Origin of the sequence: Chitinophaga agri, assembly GCF_010093065.1 — a bacterium.
Classification (GTDB): Bacteria; Bacteroidota; Bacteroidia; order Chitinophagales; family Chitinophagaceae; genus Chitinophaga; species Chitinophaga agri.
The window spans coordinates 6,768,950-6,789,327 of sequence record NZ_CP048113.1 but is presented as its reverse complement, the minus strand read 5'-3'; the positions used below and the strand labels follow the sequence as shown (position 1 = coordinate 6,789,327).

Annotated in this window: 17 protein-coding genes; 2 read left to right on the top strand and 15 right to left on the bottom strand. The window is 47.8% G+C overall.

Features of this window, described 5'->3' with window-relative positions; genetic code table 11:
* Position 1 precedes the first annotated feature (1 nt).
* The gene (locus tag GWR21_RS27165) at positions 2-1,483 is read left to right on the top strand and encodes a rubredoxin (RefSeq protein ID WP_162334852.1); all 1,482 of its coding nucleotides are present in this window, start codon (positions 2-4) and stop codon (positions 1,481-1,483) included.
* Positions 1,484-1,642: 159 nt separating this feature from the next.
* Complete coding sequence (locus GWR21_RS27160) at positions 1,643-3,130, top strand: malate:quinone oxidoreductase (protein WP_162334851.1); 1,488 nt, start codon at positions 1,643-1,645, stop codon at positions 3,128-3,130.
* A 106-nt stretch (positions 3,131-3,236) separates the two neighbouring features.
* On the opposite strand, the gene GWR21_RS27155 is transcribed toward GWR21_RS27160, so the two are convergent.
* From GWR21_RS27155 to fcl, 15 genes are all read right to left on the bottom strand, one after another.
* On the bottom strand, positions 3,237-3,923 hold the full coding sequence (locus GWR21_RS27155; protein ID WP_162334850.1) for a histidine kinase: 687 nt from the start codon (positions 3,921-3,923) through the stop codon (positions 3,237-3,239).
* 135 nt (positions 3,924-4,058) lie between these two features.
* On the bottom strand, positions 4,059-5,444 hold the full coding sequence (locus tag GWR21_RS27150) for an undecaprenyl-phosphate glucose phosphotransferase (RefSeq protein WP_162334849.1): 1,386 nt from the start codon (positions 5,442-5,444) through the stop codon (positions 4,059-4,061).
* Between the two features lie 26 nt (positions 5,445-5,470).
* Positions 5,471-6,715: a WcaI family glycosyltransferase gene (locus GWR21_RS27145; protein WP_162334848.1), complete on the bottom strand. Its 1,245-nt coding sequence runs from the start codon at positions 6,713-6,715 to the stop codon at positions 5,471-5,473.
* A gap of 33 nt (positions 6,716-6,748) precedes the next feature.
* Positions 6,749-7,315 carry a WcaF family extracellular polysaccharide biosynthesis acetyltransferase gene (locus GWR21_RS27140; protein ID WP_162334847.1) on the bottom strand — a complete coding sequence of 189 codons (567 nt, stop codon included), beginning with the start codon at positions 7,313-7,315 and terminating at the stop codon, positions 6,749-6,751.
* 14 nt (positions 7,316-7,329) lie between these two features.
* On the bottom strand, positions 7,330-7,791 hold the full coding sequence (locus tag GWR21_RS27135) for a VanZ family protein (RefSeq protein WP_162334846.1): 462 nt from the start codon (positions 7,789-7,791) through the stop codon (positions 7,330-7,332).
* Positions 7,792-8,076: 285 nt separating this feature from the next.
* Positions 8,077-9,207 carry an XrtY-associated glycosyltransferase XYAG1 gene (locus GWR21_RS27130; protein ID WP_162334845.1) on the bottom strand — a complete coding sequence of 377 codons (1,131 nt, stop codon included), beginning with the start codon at positions 9,205-9,207 and terminating at the stop codon, positions 8,077-8,079.
* 37 nt (positions 9,208-9,244) lie between these two features.
* On the bottom strand, positions 9,245-10,432 hold the full coding sequence (locus GWR21_RS27125) for a glycosyltransferase family 4 protein (RefSeq protein ID WP_162334844.1): 1,188 nt from the start codon (positions 10,430-10,432) through the stop codon (positions 9,245-9,247).
* Between the two features lie 328 nt (positions 10,433-10,760).
* Positions 10,761-12,158 carry a hypothetical protein gene (locus GWR21_RS27120; RefSeq protein WP_202928996.1) on the bottom strand — a complete coding sequence of 466 codons (1,398 nt, stop codon included), beginning with the start codon at positions 12,156-12,158 and terminating at the stop codon, positions 10,761-10,763.
* A 65-nt stretch (positions 12,159-12,223) separates the two neighbouring features.
* Entirely contained in the window at positions 12,224-13,453 is a 1,230-nt protein-coding gene (locus GWR21_RS27115; RefSeq protein ID WP_162334843.1) for a glycosyltransferase family 4 protein, read from the bottom strand.
* Between the two features lies 1 nt (position 13,454).
* A complete protein-coding gene (locus GWR21_RS27110; RefSeq protein ID WP_162334842.1) occupies positions 13,455-14,582 on the bottom strand; it encodes a glycosyltransferase family 4 protein in 1,128 nt (375 codons plus the stop codon).
* Positions 14,539-15,555, bottom strand: coding sequence for a polysaccharide pyruvyl transferase family protein (locus GWR21_RS27105; RefSeq protein WP_162334841.1), 1,017 nt, complete (start codon positions 15,553-15,555; stop codon positions 14,539-14,541). Before GWR21_RS27105 ends, GWR21_RS27110 begins: the two co-directional genes overlap by 44 nt.
* Before the next feature lie 12 nt (positions 15,556-15,567).
* Complete coding sequence (locus GWR21_RS27100; protein ID WP_162334840.1) at positions 15,568-16,881, bottom strand: MATE family efflux transporter; 1,314 nt, start codon at positions 16,879-16,881, stop codon at positions 15,568-15,570.
* A 24-nt stretch (positions 16,882-16,905) separates the two neighbouring features.
* Positions 16,906-18,003: a GDP-mannose 4,6-dehydratase gene (gmd, locus tag GWR21_RS27095; RefSeq protein WP_162334839.1), complete on the bottom strand. Its 1,098-nt coding sequence runs from the start codon at positions 18,001-18,003 to the stop codon at positions 16,906-16,908.
* A gap of 40 nt (positions 18,004-18,043) precedes the next feature.
* Entirely contained in the window at positions 18,044-19,390 is a 1,347-nt protein-coding gene (locus tag GWR21_RS27090; protein WP_162334838.1) for a UDP-glucose dehydrogenase family protein, read from the bottom strand.
* Positions 19,391-19,424: 34 nt separating this feature from the next.
* A complete protein-coding gene (gene fcl, locus GWR21_RS27085; protein WP_162334837.1) occupies positions 19,425-20,366 on the bottom strand; it encodes a GDP-L-fucose synthase in 942 nt (313 codons plus the stop codon).
* Between the last annotated feature and the right edge of the window lie 12 nt (positions 20,367-20,378).

Sequence of the window (20,378 nt, the reverse complement as noted above, 5' to 3'; positions counted from 1 at the left end):
CATGAGCAGATATACACAGACCGTGAGCATTAACTTTACCGGGGGAATTATTTCTCCCGGTCAGCTGCTGACAATACTGGATATAGCCACAGCGGCCAGGGTAGCACAGGTACGGTTTGGATTACGGCAGCAGTTGCTGATAGAGGTACCCGGTAAATATTATGAACAGTTTGAAGCCGGTTGTGCGCGAGAGCAGATCGCTATTCATGCGTACGGCGCCGCACCGAACATCGCCAGCTCCTATCCCGGAGCCGGTATTTTCATTAGTGACGGATGGCTGACCGAGGGTATCTATAAAGACGTGTTCGCACTCTTCGACTTTCCGCCCGCACTGAAAGTGAACATCTGTGATAGCCGGCAGACGTTCACGCCTTTCTTTTCGGGCCATATCAACTGGATAGCAGCAGGTGCGGCCCATTACTGGTACCTGTTCATCCGCTTTCCAAAAAGCAGCCGGCTCTTTGCCTGGCCTGATCTGATCTACACGAACAACATCGCACAGGTGAGTCAGTGTATCGAAGCAATACTGGCTGCCACACCCGATATTACGACGGAGGCCCTGTATGCGGCGGTGAAGACACAGCTTGAGTATACCTGTAAACCGGTGACCACCGAGCTGGAATTACCGGCCTTCCACCTGCCTTATTACGAAGGATTTAACCGGCATGAGAATCATTACTGGCTGGGTATCTACCGGCGTGATGAAGAGTTTCCGGTGGAATTTCTGCGTAACCTGTGTAACATCTGCCTGGAGACCAGGACCGGACAACTATACGCAACTTCCTGGAAATCGCTCATTGTCAAAAATATAGCACCGGAGCACAGAAGACTGTGGGACTATATCCTGGGCAAATACGGCATTAACGTAAGGCACGCGGCGAATGAACTGAACTGGCATGTGGAAGACAACAGTGAAGATGCGCTGATCATTAAAAGACATATCATCCGGCATTTTGATAATGCAGATGTCAGAACATATGGTTTGTGTTTCAGTATCCGGATCAATCCGGGTAATAACTGCTTCGGTTCCATCGTGATCAGCAAGCAGGAAGACAAATACAAAAGCCGTCTGAAAGGACACCACCGGTATGACATCCTCTATACACAGGATTTTAACCCCAATTCCGGCACTTTATTGCCGTACCGCACAGGAGTAGCCAAAGAACATCTGGGGCCCTATATCACGTCCTTATGCAGGGAATTTTATGAGAACAGTGCCGTAGCAGATCCGCTGGTGAACTATGTGGCTGGCCAGCAGACCGTTACGGTCGTGTCTCCCGTAGAGAAGTTCGTACATCAGTGTACACGCTGCCTGACGGTGTATGATGAGCATATCGGTGATCCTGAGCAGGACGTAATGCCGGGGACAGCATTTGATGCATTACCGCCAGATTATCACTGCTCATTGTGTGATGCGGAGCGGGACAGCTTTGCCACAGTGCCTGCAACATCTCTCGGATGGCTGGCCGGTGAGCAGCATTAACATTATATTTACATTTTTCGCATATGCACGACAGCAGGTGTTTACAGTGAAAATTGCGGGGATATTATCATAAAAAGACACTATGCAACAAGTAAAACGTTATACAACTAATGTTTTTAGTACTATTTTTGCGGTGCAAATCGCGTAAATAAAGATAATATGTCTCCTAAATCGGCGCCTGACATCGTTCTAATCGGTGCGGGCATAATGAGTGCAACGCTTGGCGTACTGTTGAAAGAATTACAACCGGAACTGACCATTGAGATATTCGAAAGACTGGATATCATTGCAGGAGAAAGTTCGGATGCATGGAATAACGCAGGAACAGGGCATTCCGCCTTCTGCGAACTAAACTATACACCTGAAAAATCCAATGGTTCCATTGAGATCGGTAAAGCGATCAAGATCGCTGAATCCTTTGAAGTATCCAAGGAATTCTGGGCTTTCCTCGTACAACAGGGTTGTGTCAAGTCCCCGGAGACATTTATACAGAGCATCCCTCACATGAGCTTTGTATGGGGCGAAAAGAACGTAGAATACCTCAAGAAACGCCAGCAATCGCTGGAAAGCAATAACTTATTCAAGGGTATGCAGTACTCCGAAGATGCGGAAGTACTGAAGAAATGGATCCCATTGGTGATGGAAGGACGCGATCCTGCTGAAAAAGTAGCGGCTACCCGCATGGACGCAGGCACTGACATCAACTTCGGAGCACTGACCCGCGCGCTCATTGCCTACCTGCAACAACAAAATGGTGTACATCTGCATCTGAATCATGAAGTACGTGGTTTAAAACAAGAGGCTGATGGCAGATGGCACCTGAAAGTGAAGAACCTGGAGACTGGCAAGAAAAGAGAATTACACACAAGATTTGTATTCATCGGTGCTGGTGGTGGCTCACTGCCATTACTGGAGAAATCAGATATTCCTGAAGGTAAAGGCTTTGGTGGCTTCCCTGTAAGTGGTCAGTGGCTGGTGTGTAAAAACCCCGCTGTCATTGAAAAACACGCGGCAAAGGTATATGGTAAAGCATCTGTAGGCGCACCTCCAATGTCCGTACCCCACCTGGATACCCGTATGATAGATGGCAAGAAGGCCCTGTTATTTGGCCCTTACGCAGGCTTCTCCACCAAGTTCCTGAAGAAAGGTTCCTGGCTGGATCTCCCACGATCTATTAAATTCAGTAATATCCGCCCTATGCTGGCGGCCGGTATGGACAACCTCCCGCTGACCAAATACCTGATCGATCAGGTACGTCAGTCGCCGGAAGAAAGACTGGAAGCATTACAGGCATTCCTGCCTGAAGCCAAAATGGAAGACTGGGAACTGGAAGTAGCCGGACAGCGTGTGCAGGTAATTAAGAAAGATGAGGAGCATGGTGGTATCCTGGAATTTGGTACAGAGGTAGTAAGTGCAGCCGATGGTTCTATCGCAGCACTGCTCGGTGCTTCCCCGGGTGCGTCCACTGCGGTGTCAATTATGCTGGAGCTGTTAGAGCGTTGTTTCCCTAAGCTGCTGGCGACACCAGCCTGGAATAATAAGCTGAAAGAAATGATCCCTTCCTATGGTCAGAAACTGGCGGACAACCCGACACTGCTTGAGCAGGTAAGAGACTGGTCTAATGCGGTACTGAAACTGAAGAGCTAAGGAACTTTACATACTGGTAATAAAAAAAATAGGGGATATGGAAATATCCCCTTTTGTTTTAACCTTATCTTATTGTTTCTAAGAGACTTGTTTGTGCCTGCAGTACTTAAGACCTGCAGGGGATTTTCACCAGCACCTCCACATTTTTCTCCGGCTCCGCCACTATCTCAAATGTACCGTCGTGTAAGGCGGCGAAATAGGACATCATCTGACATACCGGCTGGTGTATTATTTCTGTATCTCCCTTCTCCGTTGATTTCAATGGAGCTGAAAAGATATAGTTTGTATAAAAAGATCCTTTGATCTGAAAATAACCCGGCTCAAAACTAAATACCATCTTCGGGAGCTGATGGGTGGGTGAATGCCTGTTCATCCAAAAAAACAGATTCAGGATCAACTGTCGCATTACCGGCTCATCTATGTTGGCTTCAACGGGTATTTTGGCAGATTGTATTTCAACAGCAGGTGACAACAACTGGTGATATGGTTCTTCACGTATAAGTTGGCCCAGGAAGAATAACACATTCGTCGTCTTTCGCTTTAGCTGAAACGTCTTCGTCAGCATGTATTGTATAGTCCTGATATTCTGTAATTGAAAATCCAGTTCTATTACCTGCGATTTGATTGATTCCGCCTGACGGGTGATCTTGCTTCCCATCGCTTTCCCGTCATATAAAACTATCAGTTCTACGCTTGAAAGAATGCTTGCTACAATAGACTTCAATTCGTGAAAGATATCTTCTGTCAACCGGCTGTCATCAAGGAAATTTTGTGCTGACACAGAACTTTTCATGTAACGTTGTTTACAGGCCTCCCTGATTGACTCCGGCGTCCCCTGACTACTACCGGAGTGTAAAATTAACACTTAACGCGCTTTCTTTTCTATTAACATTCTTACTAATACGAGTAAAATATGCTATAAAATTTGTTAAAAAGCGTTTTTATCTCCCTTCACGGTGTTGAATACAGTAAGAAATATGATACGCAGATCCAGCCACACCGACCAGTTTTCCATGTACCAGATATCATGCTCAATACGTTTACGCAGATGTAATTCATCCGTGATCTCTCCACGATAACCATTCACCTGGGCCCATCCTGTAATACCAGGTTTCAGGAAGTGACGGATCATATATTTCTGAATGATAGCAGAATACTCTTCTGTATGTTTCAGCATGTGCGGACGAGGACCTACGATAGACATATCGCCGAGAAATACGTTCAGGAACTGCGGCATCTCATCCAGGTTTGTCTTACGCAGTATACGACCTACTCTCGTGAAACGACGGTCATTCCTGGTAGCCTGTTTTGAGTTGGCTTCGTTATTCACATACATACTTCTGAATTTCAGACAACGGAACGTCTCATTGTTACGTCCGGTACGGTGCTGTATAAAAAACACCGGTCCTCTAGATTCCAGCTTCACCAGCAATGCCAGTAACGGAATGAGCCAGCTAAGGATAAACAACATCACTGCACCGCTGAACATAATATCGAAAATACGTTTCCTCAGGCGATTCGCCACATCATCCAATGGCTCTGACCGCAAAGAAATGATCGGAATATTATCCAGATAGTCGACGTGCATCCGGCGGTTTACAAACATCCTGAAGTCCGGCACAAAACGGAAGCGGATAAAATGACGCTCTGCTTCATGTGCTAACGTATACAGATATGGGAACTGCTCGGGCGATAACGTTGAATAGATCTCCTTGATACCATTAGACTGTGCATAGGGGATACAATCACGCAGATTGCCGATCACCGGATGCAGCGACAGCTCATGTACATTCTGATAATCTTCGAAATAACCTTCAAAACGCAGGTTGCTCTTACGGCCTGTCAGGTTATCCACCAGCTGCTTAGACAGATCATTATATCCGACTATCACCACCTTACGCTCGATCTCCTTACGATGGATGATGTAGTTGGTCAGCATATAGAAGAACAGTCTGTCCATCAGTACCAGCAGGATAAACAGCGTACAGTATGAAAGAATGAATATCCTGTTAAAAGCTTCCTTGGTCAGGAACACAAATACCAGCATCAGCAGCAGGTACAACATAATACTCTGCAGCAGCTTCTTGGTGATGCGCTCAACGGACATCTGCTGGCTCATGAAGTAGATACCGGTGGTATACAATGCAACAACCCAGGAAACGTTCGTTGCAAGCAGGAAGGTATCTTTATTCACGCTTACGGGTATACCGTATGACTGCATCCAGTAAAGCGTAAAGAAAAAGAAGGCATTGAGGCATATGAAATCCAGCACAAGTATCTGGATACTACATATTTTGAGATAACGGTCTAACATAATAAAGTACGGTTCAGTAGTGTTAATTAATTGACTACGGCTTCTTCAAATCTTGACATGATCTTGCCTACGGACAGATAGTTCTCTGCGTATATACGGCCGTTCATGGCTATTTCAGGGGCATTGTCCTGCATCGCTCTGATAACACCGTCTGTAAGTGCGTCCTGATCTTCTGCTTTTACCAGCACACCCATGTTGTGTTTCTTCACCAGGTCGTGCAGACTGGTACCTTCGTTGGCGGTGATGAGTGCCAGTCCGCCCACAGCCAGGATGGTTGTCAGCTTGGAAGGCATCACCAGGTCGCTGGCATTTCCTTTCTGTATCACCAGGTGTACATCTGCCATATTGAGGAACTGGTTGAACTTTTCAAATGGTTGCAGCGGGAAGAAGATGACGTTGGTAAGTCCCATTGCTTCCGCATCTGCCTTCAGCTTCTCCTTATAAGGCCCCGATCCGCAGATGAGGAATTTCAGCTGTTTATTTTCCCGCAGCGTATCTGCTGTTTTCAGAATAGCTTCCAGTCCCTGCTTCTCGCCTATTGCGCCTGAATAGAGCACGATCTTGTCATTGCTGTTAAATCCATACTCCGTCTTTAACCGGTTACGATCTTCAATAGGATGGAACAAACTTACATCTACCCAGTTCGGGAAGAAGAATATATCTTTCCCTGCTTTCTCCTGGATCCTGCGCATCATGCCATCAGAAATACTGCTGACCATGTCTGCGTTCTTAAATATATACCGTTCCAGTCCGAACAGCATTTTTATCAGCTTGGGAGATTTGATCATATTGAGGTCACGTGCTGCTTCTATCTGCATGTCCTGTATATGATAGAAGAACTTCGCGCCTCTGAACTTCTTGTATAGTACGGCCAGTAAGCCTAAGTGAAAAGGCGGCACTACAGTAATGACTACATCAAATTTCTTACGGGGCAATAACTGCAGTATTTTAAGAAAGGCAGATACCGCGAATGAAAAGTCCAGCATGATACGGGTCTTACCTGTTGGCTTCTCAGGTACGTATTGCGGACAACGGTATACCGTGATCTTTCCTCCCTGTCCGTTGCTTTCAATCACTTCCTTCTTATACCAGTTCTTGTTCTTGTCGTATGGAGGCTGCACCTTCCATTCCGGATAATAGGGATAACTGGTTATTACGGTGCAATCATATCCTCCGGCTGCCAGCCATTTGATCATTTCACCATTGTATTTGCCTATTCCGGTTGGTTCGGGTGAGAAGTTACCTCCAATCAGTAATAATCGCTTGGACATACCGCTATATAGATTTCTTGTTTTGTTGTTGGGTTATTTCCATCTCTCTGATACAAAGGTCAGTGGGTTGCCTTTGAATATACCATTCTGTGTTACACTGGCGGTCACTACCGATCCTGCTGTGATGACTGTATCTGTCCCTATCGTCACGCCGGGGCCAATAAACACACAGGCGCCTACCCAGCAACCGTCCATCAGTACGATCGGTGCATTACGGTAAGGCATCGCCGGATGTCTGTAGTTATGATTACCTCCACACAGGAATGCGCGTTGTGAAATGCAGACGTTGTTGCCTACTACCATTTGTTCAAAGTTCAGCAGATAGGCTTCTTCACCCAGCCATACATCGTTACCGACTTCCAGTTTCCAGGGGAAGTGGATGTTCACTCTTGGCTTGATCACCACGCCACTGCCTACCTTCGCTCCGAAGAGGCGCAGCAGTCTTGCTTTCAGACCAGAAGGCACAGGAAAGGCTGTCAGGAAAAACAGCATTTTCACCATATACCAGCAGGCTTCCTTGAATTTGCCCGCTCCGCGGTCTAAGCCTTCAGAAGCATCAAAGTCCTTCAGGCGGACCTGTGACAAATAAAAATTGTTCATTTCCAATAGAAATTTTAATAGATAAGGACCACATTTTTTTTAACCAGGCTGTGGTACCATACAAGTCCCAGCCAGGCGCCCAAAGTATTCAGCAGCACATCATCAGCGTCAAATACCCCGATGTTCAGTACGAGCTGCAGCAGTTCAATACTCAGGCTGAAAATGAATGCAGTTGTGATAACTCTGAATTTGTTGGCATTGCCACCCGATAATGCAGCTATCAGGCCTCCGAACGGCATAAACATGATAATATTTCCCAGAAGGTTCAACAGGAAGAATGCCCAGTACCTGTAATAGTGTATTGATTGTCCCGCCTCAATGATAAAGTCGATCGTACTCTTGACAGGTATCCATCTGGGTGGGGCAGTATGCTCACCTGCGCCCCTTGTCGGTTCCAGGAACACCACATACACTACTGCAATTAAATAAATTACCAGTGCAACTATTACAGTACTTCTCTTTGCTCTTACTATCATCCTTTCTAAAATCCCTTATTACGTTTTAATTCATACATCTCAGCGTCTACCAGAACACATTGCCAGCCCCGCAGATCAGTCTCTGTCCGTTGCCCTTACCCGCAGCTACGCCAGACGCGTATAAGACACTGCGGATAAAACCGCCGCTCCTGATCTACCTGCCCGTCAAAATCACCCGACGCCTGATAATAAACCACGTAGTCGTGCTTTTTGTTTGCGGCAGCTTATTGCTGATCCCGGCTATCAGTTCATCCATCGGGCACGTATCATTGTCTGAACACGTCGTTAATTTGCCCGGTATAGATCGAGGTATTTGTTTACCAGGCGCTTCCTGTCAAAATCCTTCTTCATCAATACCGGCGCACGCAGTGACAACTCAGGTAACCTGTCGCGCTCCGCGTATGTTTTTTCCAGTGTCTCCTTAATGTTCTGCGGATCAATCGTAGAGATCCATCCCAGATCATTGTTGGCGATGTAGGCACTCAGTCCGACCATGTTACTGATCAGCACCGGCGTACCCATTGCGAGTGATTCAATCACGATATTGGCAAAATTCTCATTGTAGGAGGTCAGCACCATGACATCGTGCTCGCGCAGCAGTTTGAACTTGGCATCACCATATACAGGACCTACCCAGTTCACATGCTGATCGATGTTATACTCGCGGGTCAGTGCTTTTAACTGCTCCACGTATTCCTCTTTGAAAGGGCCGGCCACCGTGAGCTCATAAGGGAAGTTCACCATGCTCAGTCCTTTAAACAGCAGCTCCAGTCCTTTCTTCGGATCGATACGGCTCATGAAAAGGAACCTGATCTTCTCTCCGATAGCTGGCTTAGCGACAGCAGGCATGTCCGGAACGGTGACGAAATTGAATATTTCCTCTACCTGGGAAGAAGGGTACATCTCTTTAATCTCATTCACTTCCATCGTAGAAGTCGCATGGAACTTCACCTTCGGCAGCAGCCTGTTACCGATCACCGCCTGAATGATCTTCTTCTGAAAAGGATGGTTTGTTTCCAGGATGTACTGGCAGAGCATTCCTCTTGGGGAGAACACCGGTCTCACTCTTTTCACATAACATATCAGTACGGTGAAGATCGCTACCAGGTTCCACCAGGAATGGATATGTACAGCATCATACTTTTTAATATTCTTATACAGGTATTTAACCAGATCGGGCGAGAAGTTGGTATTGTCTTTTGTGACACGTTTAAAATACAACGTCTTTACACCATCCACGTCCTGTTCTACTCCCGGCGGTACGTTCAGTTCCACCTCCCCGTTTGCAGTTGTCGTCAGTACGGTCACCGTATGTCCGTCGGCCACCAGTTGTTCACACAGGGCAGAGCTTGAGTAAATAGGGCCACCGTAGATATAAGCCGGCTTATAAGTAGGGATGACATGAAGAATATTCATCGAAGTTCTCTTTTCTATTGATTAGGTGATTATTCAGTTATTGTGGTAAGACTACAGACCTGTTATGTTCATGTATCCCCTGTGTGATGCCATCTTCGGGAATGCCCAGCATCTGGTGATAGGCTTTCATCATGATGGCGGGTGTAAAGTGAGTGACGTTGAGGTGTCCCCTTTTAACCAGTTCTTCTCTTGTAGCAACGTCGGCAAGTTTCAGTAAGGCTGCTGCAAATTCTTCCGGCTTCTGCGGATCTGCATGTAATGCAGCGCCTCCACTCACTTCCGGCATAGGGGCCGTACTGCTTGCGATCACAGGCGTTCCACATGCCTGTGCTTCTATGACCGGCCAGCCAAATCCTTCTGATAATGAAGGAAAGATAAAGGCGTAGCTGCAGCTATATAAAGCGCTGAGTATTTCATGTGGTGGCTTCGGTACGGCAATCACCCTGTCTTTCAGTCCCAGTTTCTCTGCATGTTCATACAGGGCTGGTTCTACATCAAAGCCTGCGTATACGATCTTGCCTTTATACTGATCACCCAGTGCGTGCACCATATCGATCAGCATCTTCCGGTTCTTACGCAACTGACGTGACCCCACATGAAAGATGTATGGTTCGTCAATGTTCACACCTGTTCCCTTCAGCAGTGCTCTCGCCTCTTCCCTGCCAACAGGGCTAAAGTCCGCATTGAAACCGTTGTGTATCACTCGCCAGTGAGCCGGGCGTTTGCCCTTGGCGGCAGCCAGTTCTGTGAGCTGGTCTAATGTCAGCTGAGACACACAAGCGATCTTTTTTGCTTTCAGCAGATTGGATAATATCCAGCGCTGCATATATTTCCCGAAGCCGGATGCGGGGGCATAAGCATCTTCATGTCCCAGTCCGCCTCTGATAGCCAGTACATCATGACAGGTGATGCTTGTCCTGTCTTCCGGCAGATGTGTTACATAAAATGAATTGGAATGATCACATACATGGTACAACGTTTCTTTAGATCTGGAAAGCTTTTTCATTCTAAGCACCAAAGGGAACAGTATCCATTTGTCGACGTAGCCGAACCATTTGGCAATACCTCCGTTTGTTGCTTTAAAAAAATTTCCAAAGAATACAGTAGGTCGCCAGATTTCCACAGTATGGCCGGCGTTGTTGAATCCGGTTTCCATCATCAGGGCAAATCGCTCCATACTTTCCTGTTTGTCCTTGCGATAATTCCCTACTAAAACAATGTGCATACTAGTCTGTAATTTTTCCTGTTCGGTTATATCATTGCCAGTTCTCCGCTGACGTTCACTCACATCGGTATGTGAGCGTACATGTGCGCTTCATTCTTCAAAGCTGTTGAGCAGATAGTAAACACTCCCGCTTATACAATTATCAGGCCGGAGGAAAGCTTCTTACTGGCGAATGGCCTGCTGCAACGATCCGTTTACGAACGCCATTACCGGCATCATTTTTACAATTCCCATCAGGGTATTCATAGTGATGATCGTTCAAAAGCAGCATCGTGTTATCTATCTTATGACGTGCGTCCCGGCACGTACATAACTGATGTCATCAATATTAGTTTTTGTAGCGCATTACTACCTCCCGGGGTGGCAGATGTGCGGTATCTTCATCCTGCACTTCATCTGTTTCTTCCACTTCATCATCACGTAAAGAAGCGAATACCAGTCCGCTTACAAACACAGAGAATCCAAGTGCTGTTGGCTGTCCCCATTGCCCCTGTGCCAGCAACAGGAAGCAGTCACTCACCAGCATCCATGCGAGCATGTCGCCGGTACGTCTTAATCTGATAAAAGACAGATACCCCATATTAATGGACATACCGATCCGGATGAATACAACGCCCAGGCCAAGAATAGGTCCCAGTTCCCCGATCGTTCTTCCCCACTCTCCTTCTGCGATCAGGAAGGTTACCCCACCTGTCAGCAGCATCGACCCTACGTTCGTTCCCATACCGATGCCATAGCCCCATAAAGGCAATGCAGAGGTAGTGGTGAATGCACCGAGGAGTCCACCGAGGAAACGATCTATAAATACACCTTCCACACCACCTTCGCTTTCGTTGGCATTATCGAAACGTGCGAGGAATACTTCTATAGCGCCCCCTACGATAGAGGTCTGGCTCAATATGGCGATCAGTACGACCAGTCCGAAGAGCGCACCGAACAGTTTACCTGCAAATTTAGGATTGCTGGAACCGGCGAACATGCAGAACATCACGCCGATCAGTGTCTGGAAGAGCAAGGCACGGCTGATGGACAATGGTATCGCTACCAGTAATGCCATCGTGGCCCCCATCAGCACCCATTTTTTCACACCTTCGGGGTTCAACCAGAAGTAGAGCACATAAGGCCCCAACAAACTAAAGAACAACGTCGTACCGTTGGTGAAAGAGAACGTGCCTGGCGGACGGAAATATCCCATCGCACCACTGAAACCCGCTCCTGCTTCATCACCGCCTACCCCTCTGTTCACCCAGGCACTCTGCGGACTATAAAACTGTAACGCGATCAGTACCATCATGGGGATGGAGACGACCAGCATGAACTTCCCGATCTGTATCACATCCTTGCGTGTGAAAAGGCTCTGGATAACGAATATCATCGGGAAGTGGATCAGTAATATGCGTGCACCGAAGATGGCGACAAAAGGATTCCCGTGCCCTACCGTGACCGCAAAGATCAACCCAAGCACCCCAATGATCGTCATCAGCGTAAAGGCATACGAGGGTATGAACAGCTTGCGCTGCCAGCATACCACGATCAGCCACAGTGCCACCGGGTCACGAATGATCAGTAACGGCGTAGCCAGTGGTGTCAGGAACCACTTACGTAAAGCACCTTCAAACAATAACAGCAGCAGATACAGCCAGATGCCCTGTTTCAGCCGCAGCATCAACTTTTCGGAGCTTCTGGTCATGATCTGCTGGTAACGCATGGACGCGAGTTCGGCCATGCGGTCCGCTGATACTTTATTTGGATACTGATTCATCATTTTCACACACTTGCAAGATCCTGTAATTAAACTTTAGAGACAGCTGCTGCCAGTTCCTGTCCGTACACTGCCCAGGGCCGGCTACGCGCTTTTTCCATCGCGGCCAGACCAGCTTCAGCGACGCTGTCGGGATTGTTCAGCAATGCTGCTATGGCATTGTATAATGCATCGGTAGAACCAGCTTCTGTGAGCCATCCGTTCTTTCCGTGCGTGATCAGGTCCGGGCCGGCGGTACGTTCTGTTGTGATCACCGGCGTGCCCTGGGACATTGCCTCGGTGATGACCAGTCCGAATCCTTCGAACAATGAAGGGAAGATGAATACATCCTGCTCTCTCATCAGTTTCAGGATATCGGCGTGCGCCAGACTTGGGATATATTTATGTTTCGCCAGTTCTTTATCCAGCACCGGACAGTTATCGCACATCTTTTTACCAACGATGGTCAGTTGTACGGCATTGCCCAGTCTATCAGCCGCAGCGAACAGTTCGGCGATGCCTTTGCGCTGGGACAGACCACCTACAAAGAGGATCTTCAGCGGGCGACCGGATAATTTATGGTAGTCCCGGGAATCATTCACAGCAGGAAATCCGTAGGGGATCACGTCTATCTGCGACAGTTCACCGGGGTAATCTTTCAAAGTTGAGGCAGTGAAGCTGCTGGCTACAAAAATCCTGTCAGCCAGTTTCAGTTCTTCGTCTTTCCTGTCCAGTTTTTTCTGGGAAGCGGTCAGACTCACTATAGAGTTCTTCCATGCCGGCCAGCGCTCTGCTTCGTCTCCGAGCAGGCGTTGGGAGGCGCGCCAGTAACCGATAGGCAGGTCATAGAGGCGTTTCAGGCCCAGGCGACCGGCTTCTCTGAAGGCCAGCATAGCGCCATCTTCATAACCATATACCGCGTCCACTTTATCCGCCACACTTTTCAATCTGCCGGCTACCCGTTTATCCATCGCATGATAGACGGAGTCTACTGAGAACATGCCTTTTTCATACCTTATCAGGCTTTTTACGCCTGCTTTGGTAGCCGCGAGGCGTCCCAGTTCATACCAGGGATAAAGATGCGTATAAGGCTGTAAACGCGGTTCGTAACTACGACGCTTAATTTCTGATAACGGGCCAAAACCCGCTAGGCGTCCAAACGTGGATCCGGGGAAACTTGCAATGGCTGTATGAAATTCAGCCAGCACGCCAGCGTCGGCCAGTCCTGCTACCGCAGCCCTGACGTTGGCATTACCTGTAGGATGGGAAATAATAACCATTTTAGTTCTGGTGCTTTTGAAGTCCAAGTATATTACTCCAGGCTGTTCGCAAGGCCACGGCTGAGAACCTGTTCGCATATAGGTCCTTCTGGGACGTCTTTGTAACTAAGCCGTTTCTGATATCTTTTGCAAACGCCATAACAGCGTTTTTGGCTTCATTATAATCAGCTGTTGCCGGAATGACCCTGGTTGAAAGCGGATCACAGGCAATATCAGGAATACCACCTCTGTCAGTGGCGAGCCAGGGAAGCCCTGCGCTCATCGCTTCCAGCAAACTGATAGGCAGTCCTTCCGGATGCGTGGACAACAACAGATAGGCATCGAGTCGGGCGATCGCACTTTTTAAGCCTTCCTCACCGGCAAAGGTGCCGTGATAATGTACATTCGGATATTTATCGAAATAGGTCGCCGGATAGTGCTTACCTTCTCCCCACAGATGAAACTCTATATCCTTCAGATCTGCATCTTCACTCATTTTACAGATCTGGTCCACACCTTTTTCTGCAATGAGCCTTCCGTAGTAGCCGAAGCGGAGTTTACCTGTAGGATTCTCCGCGAACGTTACCTCCACATTTCTTGAGAAACACGGTACTACATCGATCTGCCGGTGCAGCACACTTTTCATATCACCGGCATTCCTGACAGAACAGGCAACGATCGTATTGGCAGTATGTAACGTTTTTTTATACTTCTCTCCCCAGGTAGCCTGGTCCTTTGCATCGCCGGAAGTGTGATGATGGTGTACCCATTTATCATACCCTGGCAGCATACGCGATAATAGCCAGATACTCTCTCCCTGTCCGTTGGTATAAACGGCATCGTACTTACGGGAGGTGCGTAATCTAGCACCGGTTTGCAGCATCCACAGCATCCTTTTATAGGAGCGGCCGTGTTTACCAAAATATACCCTTCTGCAGATACTCCTGTAATAAGCTTCGGTGTCAGGTGTCGTGGCAGCATTCAATACGACCAGGTCGATCTCTGTTCCGTTAGCAGCCATCTGCCGGCAAAATTCCAGCAGATGACTTTCTATACCTCCGGTTTCCATTAACTGGGTAGCGTATACCAGTATACGTTTCTTTTTATCAGAACCCTGCGCCATATACTCTCTGGATCTTTTCTTTTGCAAATCCCATACGGTAAGACAGTACAACGCTCGTGCGGTACAGCTTAGCCATCAGGGCAGCTTTCATTCTGATCAGGCGGTAACGCGCTTTTCCTGATACCTGTACTGCATTGGCGCCCTCTTTTACAGAGTCAGCTATCAGCTGCAGCAGGAACTGTTTTCTTTTAGCCAGTGCTTCCTTGTTAACTGGAGAATCGTTGAGACCTGCATCCTCTTTGCTGAGGATATCCTTATAGGAAATAATATCGATAAATTCTGCTACCGTCGCCAGGCGCGGATCAGCAGGATTCGGATGGATCAGCTTTACGTTCGCACCCATACCCAGGCATGGCAGCGCACAGTGTATCTTGGTGGTCAGGATCAGGGAAGCATTGCAGTAGCGTGCCAGCAAACTGTTCATGTGCTGCTCAGATACTTTTGCATAAGCCTCGATATCGCCGGATGTATCCGGTGGATCGTGTGATACTCTCACCATCTTCCTGCCCAGTACTTTTTCCAGTTTGGCCACTACATCATCCGGTACCGGATGGTCTACGTTATCTACCAGCAGTACTTCCCCATCAGGTTTGCTGTTGATAGGACCACGTGGTTTGGCAGTGATGGTCAGGCAGCTGGAATAGTAGGCAGGAATACCCCAGCCCAGCATCAGCTGTAAAGTCTTCGTATCACGGCAGCCGATCGGCGCGTGCTTTTTGAAATGCTCTCTTACATGTTCGCTTGACAGCAGTGCGGAGTTCGCAATGTGTACAGCGGCATATACCGGCGTAATATTATCTGGTGGAGGAAACTTCGCAAAAGAGTGCATGTACCAGCCATTTGCTACCAGTACACCACTATCTCTGCCAGCCAGGTCAGCGATCGCTTCCCTGTCAGCTACCCTTGCGCCTTCAGGCAAAAGGTCTTTTGCAACCATTCCCTGAAGTACGTCTCCGATATTGTTCCGAAGTAAGCCTTCTACCTGATAGTAATATGTCATATAATTTCTTTGTTATTGTTCAGTGGGTAAAGAGTTATTTGTTCTGCTGATCTTGATCAGGCTATACGATACGTTCATCGCTACCTGTATCAGCTGTATCATAATGTTCATGCGGAGTACACCGCCCAGAGAGGAGATATCAATAAATGCCACCCCTATGGCGATCGATGCAATACTCACCGGAATTGAAATGAACGGATTAATGGCCCAGCTTCTGCTGGTAAAGAGAGAAAAAGTCGAGGTGGCAATGATCCCCAGACAGCTGATCGTGATCTTTAATACCACTTCATTTGTCAGATGAGAATAGTTAGGACCCAGCACTTTTAATATCTGCGCGGAAAACAACCAGGCTGTAAAAATGATACAGACGCTCATGGCCAGCAATCCGGCTTCAATCTGCATAAACCGTTTCATCAGCAGGCCCTTGTTATTCGGCAGTCTGGAAAACCTGGGTAAAACCACGGTACCAAAGACGATCGTAATAAAACTGAGGGCCATTGATAATCTGTCCAGTGCACCAAGGGAAGCGACGCCCGCCGTGGTACCGAAGATGGAAATGAGCCAGATCGTGATCTGTCCGGAGAAGCAGGTGTAGATCGCCATTGGCAGCAATCTTTTCACCATCTTCATGATATTCTGCCTGATCTGTGGATCCGGTTTCTTATGCCAGTCTGCATATCCTGCAGAGATCTTCCGCAGGTTAAGGTTCCCCCAAATCTGTGGCAACCCTGCTGCCAGTAATGCTATAAAGGCAAACGGAAAAATGAAAATGGTCAGACACAGCAATGCCAGTCTGCCAATATTCATAATCACCTGATTCTTTTGCAGCGGCGTAATATCCTGTCTCAGCTTGGGCGCTATCTGCAACAGTGTGCCTGACAGTGCCATGAAGAAAGACAGGATCAGCGACAACACGATCAGGATGGACATCAGCCAGCTGGCCCCGTGATGCTGCATCAGATAAAGCAGCACCGGTATAGACACCAGCAAACTACCTACCGCAAACTTGCGGCGAAGGTCCATCCCTGTAGCAAGTACAGTGCCTAATTTATCACGGTCCTGCCATACCTGGCTTCCCTGTGACATCACACCGGTGGAAATACCACCGTCGGCAAGTACTGTCATTGTACCCAGCATGGTATTCGCCAGTGTGTACAAGGCATATTCTTCAACACTCAGCAGGCGGATCACCAGGATGCCACTCAGCAAACTGACCACCTGTACAAACACCTGGGCAAACCCGGTCACGGTGAGCAGTTTTACCCATTGCAGTGTTTTGTTGTACTTAGGATTACTTGATAACTGATTAAAAACTTTTACGCGCATAACAGATTCCGGCAAAGCAAGCTCTTATCCTGCCAATTGTTCCCACTGAGTTTTACTGTCTTTTCTGAATAATTCCACGTCGCATGTTACCATTTCACTCACCAGTTCCTGCAGATCGTATTTAGGTTCCCAACCTAATTTAGTCTTGGATTTGGTAGGATCGCCGATCAGCAGTTCCACTTCTGTAGGACGGAAGTAAGCCGGATCAACTGCCAGTACCTGCTTACCGATAGGCAGCGTATACTCTTCATTATTACAAGCGCTTACGTAAGCTACTTCATCTACACCGGTACCTTCGAATTTCAGTTCGATGCCCAGTTCAGCGAATGCCATACGTACAAAATCACGTACCGGTGTCGTGATACCTGTTGCGATCACATAGTCTTCCGGTGTATCCTGCTGGAGAATTCTCCACATTGCTTCTACATAATCTTTCGCGTGTCCCCAGTCACGGCGTGCATCCAGGTTACCCAGGTACAGCTTGTCCTGCAGGCCCAGTGCGATCGCTGCTACAGCGCGGGTGATCTTACGGGTGACGAAAGTTTCACCACGCAGCGGACTTTCATGGTTGAACAGGATACCGTTGCAGGCAAACATACCATATGCTTCCCTGTAGTTAACGGTGATCCAGTAAGCATATAATTTAGCTACTGCATATGGGCTACGAGGGTAGAAAGGAGTGGTCTCTCTCTGAGGAACTTCCTGTACCAGACCATACAGCTCGGAAGTACTTGCCTGGTATACCCTTGTTTTCTTTTCCAGTTTCAAGATGCGCAGTGCTTCCAGTATGCGCAGTGTACCTATACCATCTGCATTTGCAGTATATTCAGGTGTATCAAAACTTACTTTCACATGGCTCATAGCAGCGAGATTATAGATCTCGTCAGGTTGCGTTTCCTGAATGATACGGATCAGGTTAGTACTATCGGTCATATCGCCGTAGTGCAGTCTGAAGCGTACGTTTTCACTATGAGGGTCCTGATATAAATGGTCGATCCTATCTGTGTTCAGCAGTGACGCGCGACGTTTTACGCCATGCACCATATATCCTTTTTCAAGCAGCAGCTCAGCCAGGTACGCGCCGTCTTGTCCATTTACACCAGTGATTAAAGCAACTTTCATACTATTTTGTTTAATTAAGATAAGTGGGGGAATAATGTAATTAACTTCTGGAGAGTACGCTCACTGCCGGCTGGGATATACCAATGCTGTAACAGATAAAACCGTTTTTCTCAAGATATGTGTTGTCATATATGTTCCTGCCGTCAAATACAACAGGGGTTTTCACAATTTGTTTAATACGGGTCCAGTCCGGCAGGCGGAATTCGTTCCACTCAGTCACCAGCAGGACGGCGTCAGCGCCTTCAGCCGCATCATACAGGTCGGTTGCCCAGGTGACGCTTTCACCCAGTGTCTTTTTCGCTTCATGCGCTGCTACCGGGTCAAACACGCGTACTTTCGCACCTGCTTCCAGCAGGGCCTCGATCAGCACCAGGCTGGATGCCTCGCGCATATCGTCGGTACCTGGCTTGAAGGAAAGTCCCCATACAGCGAAGGTCTTGTCTTTCAGCATACCATCGAAGTGTTTGCTGATCTTGTGGAACAGTACTTTCTTCTGATCATTATTCACAGCTTCTACCGCTTCCAGGATACGTAAGCCGTGGCCATATTCCATACCGGTACGTACCAGTGCCTTCACATCTTTCGGGAAGCAGGAACCGCCATAACCGATACCAGGATAGATAAAGCTGTTACCGATCCTCGCATCACTACCGATACCTTTACGCACTTTGTTCACATCAGCACCTACCAGTTCGCAGAGGTTAGCGATATCATTGATGAAGGAGATCTTTGTAGCCAGCATTGCGTTAGCCGCATACTTTGTCATCTCAGCAGAAGCGATGTCCATAAAGATGATCGGACGACCGTTCAGCAGGAATGGATGATACAGGCGCTCCAGTACTTCTTTTGCGCGGTCAGTGTTCACGCCACAAACGATACGGTCAGGCTTCAGGAAGTCCTGTACAGCAGCACCTTCCTTGAGGAACTCAGGATTAGACGCCACGTCGTAGTCGAGCAGTGCGCCTCTGTCCAGCATAGCCTGTTTGATCTCTCTGTTCACTTTCACAGCAGTACCAACAGGTACAGTGCTCTTGGTAACGACCACCAGGTAATCGGTCATATGTGTACCGATCTCTTTTGCTACCTGCAGTACATATTGCAGGTCAGCGCTACCATCTTCACCGGGAGGGGTACCTACCGCGATGAAGGCGATATCGGCGCCAGGGATCACTTCAGCCAGATTCGTACTGAAGGACAGGCGGCCGTTGTTATAGTTACGGGTAACGATCTCTTCGAGACCCGGTTCATAAATAGGTAAGATACCATTCTGGAGGTTATTGATCTTCTCGGCATTCACATCTACACAAACTACCTGTGTACCTACTTCTGCGAGACAGGCACCGGTAACGAGCCCTACATATCCGGTTCCAATTACGATTGCTTTCATTTAATAACTGTTGAGACGCGGTTAAACAATTTTATTACAATGTGACCATCTGTTTTTTCTGCAAAAAGTCGGCATAGGCCAGTTGAAGGCCTTCTTTCAGTTCTACGCTGTGTTTCCAGCCCAGGTTATTAAGCTTGGAAACATCCATGAGCTTACGGGGCGTCCCGTCAGGTTTAGTCGCATCAAAAACGAGCGCACCTGTATAGCCCACTACTTCTTTGACAGTCTCTGCCAGTTCACGGATAGTAAGGTCTTCACCTGTTCCGATGTTCACCAGTTCTTTTCCATCGTAATGCAGCATCAGATAAACGCAGGCAGCAGCCAGGTCGTCTGCATACAGGAACTCACGTTTCGGTGTACCACTTCCCCATACAGTAACTTCAGGCGCATTGTTCTCCTTTGCTTCATGAAAGCGACGGATCAGTGCCGGCAGTACATGTGAATTTTCGGGATGGTAGTTATCACCGATGCCATACAGGTTAGTAGGCATTACACTGATAAAGTTAGCGCCGTACTGGTCGCGGTATGCTTCGCATAATTTGATACCAGCTATTTTGGCAATGGCGTAAGGTTCGTTGGTTGGCTCTAGTAATCCGGTCAGCAGACTATCTTCCCGCAGTGGCTGTGGCGCCATTTTAGGATAGATGCAGGAGCTGCCGAGGAACATGAGTTTTTTCACACCGTTCTGGTGTGCAGCATGGATGATGTTAGCTTCCATGATGAGATTATCATACAGGAATTCTGCACGATAGGTATTGTTAGCATGAATACCGCCTACTTTTGCGGCAGCCAGGAATACATATTCCGGCTTTTCTGTCGCGAAGAATTCATTCACAGCAGCCTGAGAGCGCAGATCCAGCTCTGCGGAAGTTCTTGTCACCAGGTTATTATAACCCAGTGTCTGTAATCTTCTGCTGATAGCGCCACCCACCATTCCACGGTGACCGGCTACATATATTTTATCGTTAAGTTGCATACGGTTGTCTAT

Excerpts from the sequence above, each read along its gene's own strand:
- GWR21_RS27135 (WP_162334846.1), bottom strand. The coding sequence starts at position 7,791 with ATGATAGTAAGAGCAAAGAGAAGTACTGTAATAGTTGCACTGGTAATT.
- GWR21_RS27100 (WP_162334840.1), bottom strand. The coding sequence starts at position 16,881 with ATGCGCGTAAAAGTTTTTAATCAGTTATCAAGTAATCCTAAGTACAAC.
- GWR21_RS27090 (WP_162334838.1), bottom strand. The coding sequence starts at position 19,390 with ATGAAAGCAATCGTAATTGGAACCGGATATGTAGGGCTCGTTACCGGT.
- GWR21_RS27125 (WP_162334844.1), bottom strand. The coding sequence starts at position 10,432 with ATGCACATTGTTTTAGTAGGGAATTATCGCAAGGACAAACAGGAAAGT.
- GWR21_RS27140 (WP_162334847.1), bottom strand. The coding sequence starts at position 7,315 with ATGAACAATTTTTATTTGTCACAGGTCCGCCTGAAGGACTTTGATGCT.
- GWR21_RS27150 (WP_162334849.1), bottom strand. The coding sequence starts at position 5,444 with ATGTTAGACCGTTATCTCAAAATATGTAGTATCCAGATACTTGTGCTG.
- fcl (WP_162334837.1), bottom strand. The coding sequence starts at position 20,366 with ATGCAACTTAACGATAAAATATATGTAGCCGGTCACCGTGGAATGGTG.
- GWR21_RS27115 (WP_162334843.1), bottom strand. The coding sequence starts at position 13,453 with ATGGTTATTATTTCCCATCCTACAGGTAATGCCAACGTCAGGGCTGCG.
- GWR21_RS27105 (WP_162334841.1), bottom strand. The coding sequence starts at position 15,555 with ATGACATATTACTATCAGGTAGAAGGCTTACTTCGGAACAATATCGGA.
- GWR21_RS27120 (WP_202928996.1), bottom strand. The coding sequence starts at position 12,158 with ATGGCCGAACTCGCGTCCATGCGTTACCAGCAGATCATGACCAGAAGC.
- GWR21_RS27145 (WP_162334848.1), bottom strand. The coding sequence starts at position 6,715 with ATGTCCAAGCGATTATTACTGATTGGAGGTAACTTCTCACCCGAACCA.
- GWR21_RS27165 (WP_162334852.1), top strand. The coding sequence starts at position 2 with ATGAGCAGATATACACAGACCGTGAGCATTAACTTTACCGGGGGAATT.
- gmd (WP_162334839.1), bottom strand. The coding sequence starts at position 18,003 with ATGAAAGTTGCTTTAATCACTGGTGTAAATGGACAAGACGGCGCGTAC.
- GWR21_RS27160 (WP_162334851.1), top strand. The coding sequence starts at position 1,643 with ATGTCTCCTAAATCGGCGCCTGACATCGTTCTAATCGGTGCGGGCATA.
- GWR21_RS27130 (WP_162334845.1), bottom strand. The coding sequence starts at position 9,207 with ATGAATATTCTTCATGTCATCCCTACTTATAAGCCGGCTTATATCTAC.
- GWR21_RS27155 (WP_162334850.1), bottom strand. The coding sequence starts at position 3,923 with ATGAAAAGTTCTGTGTCAGCACAAAATTTCCTTGATGACAGCCGGTTG.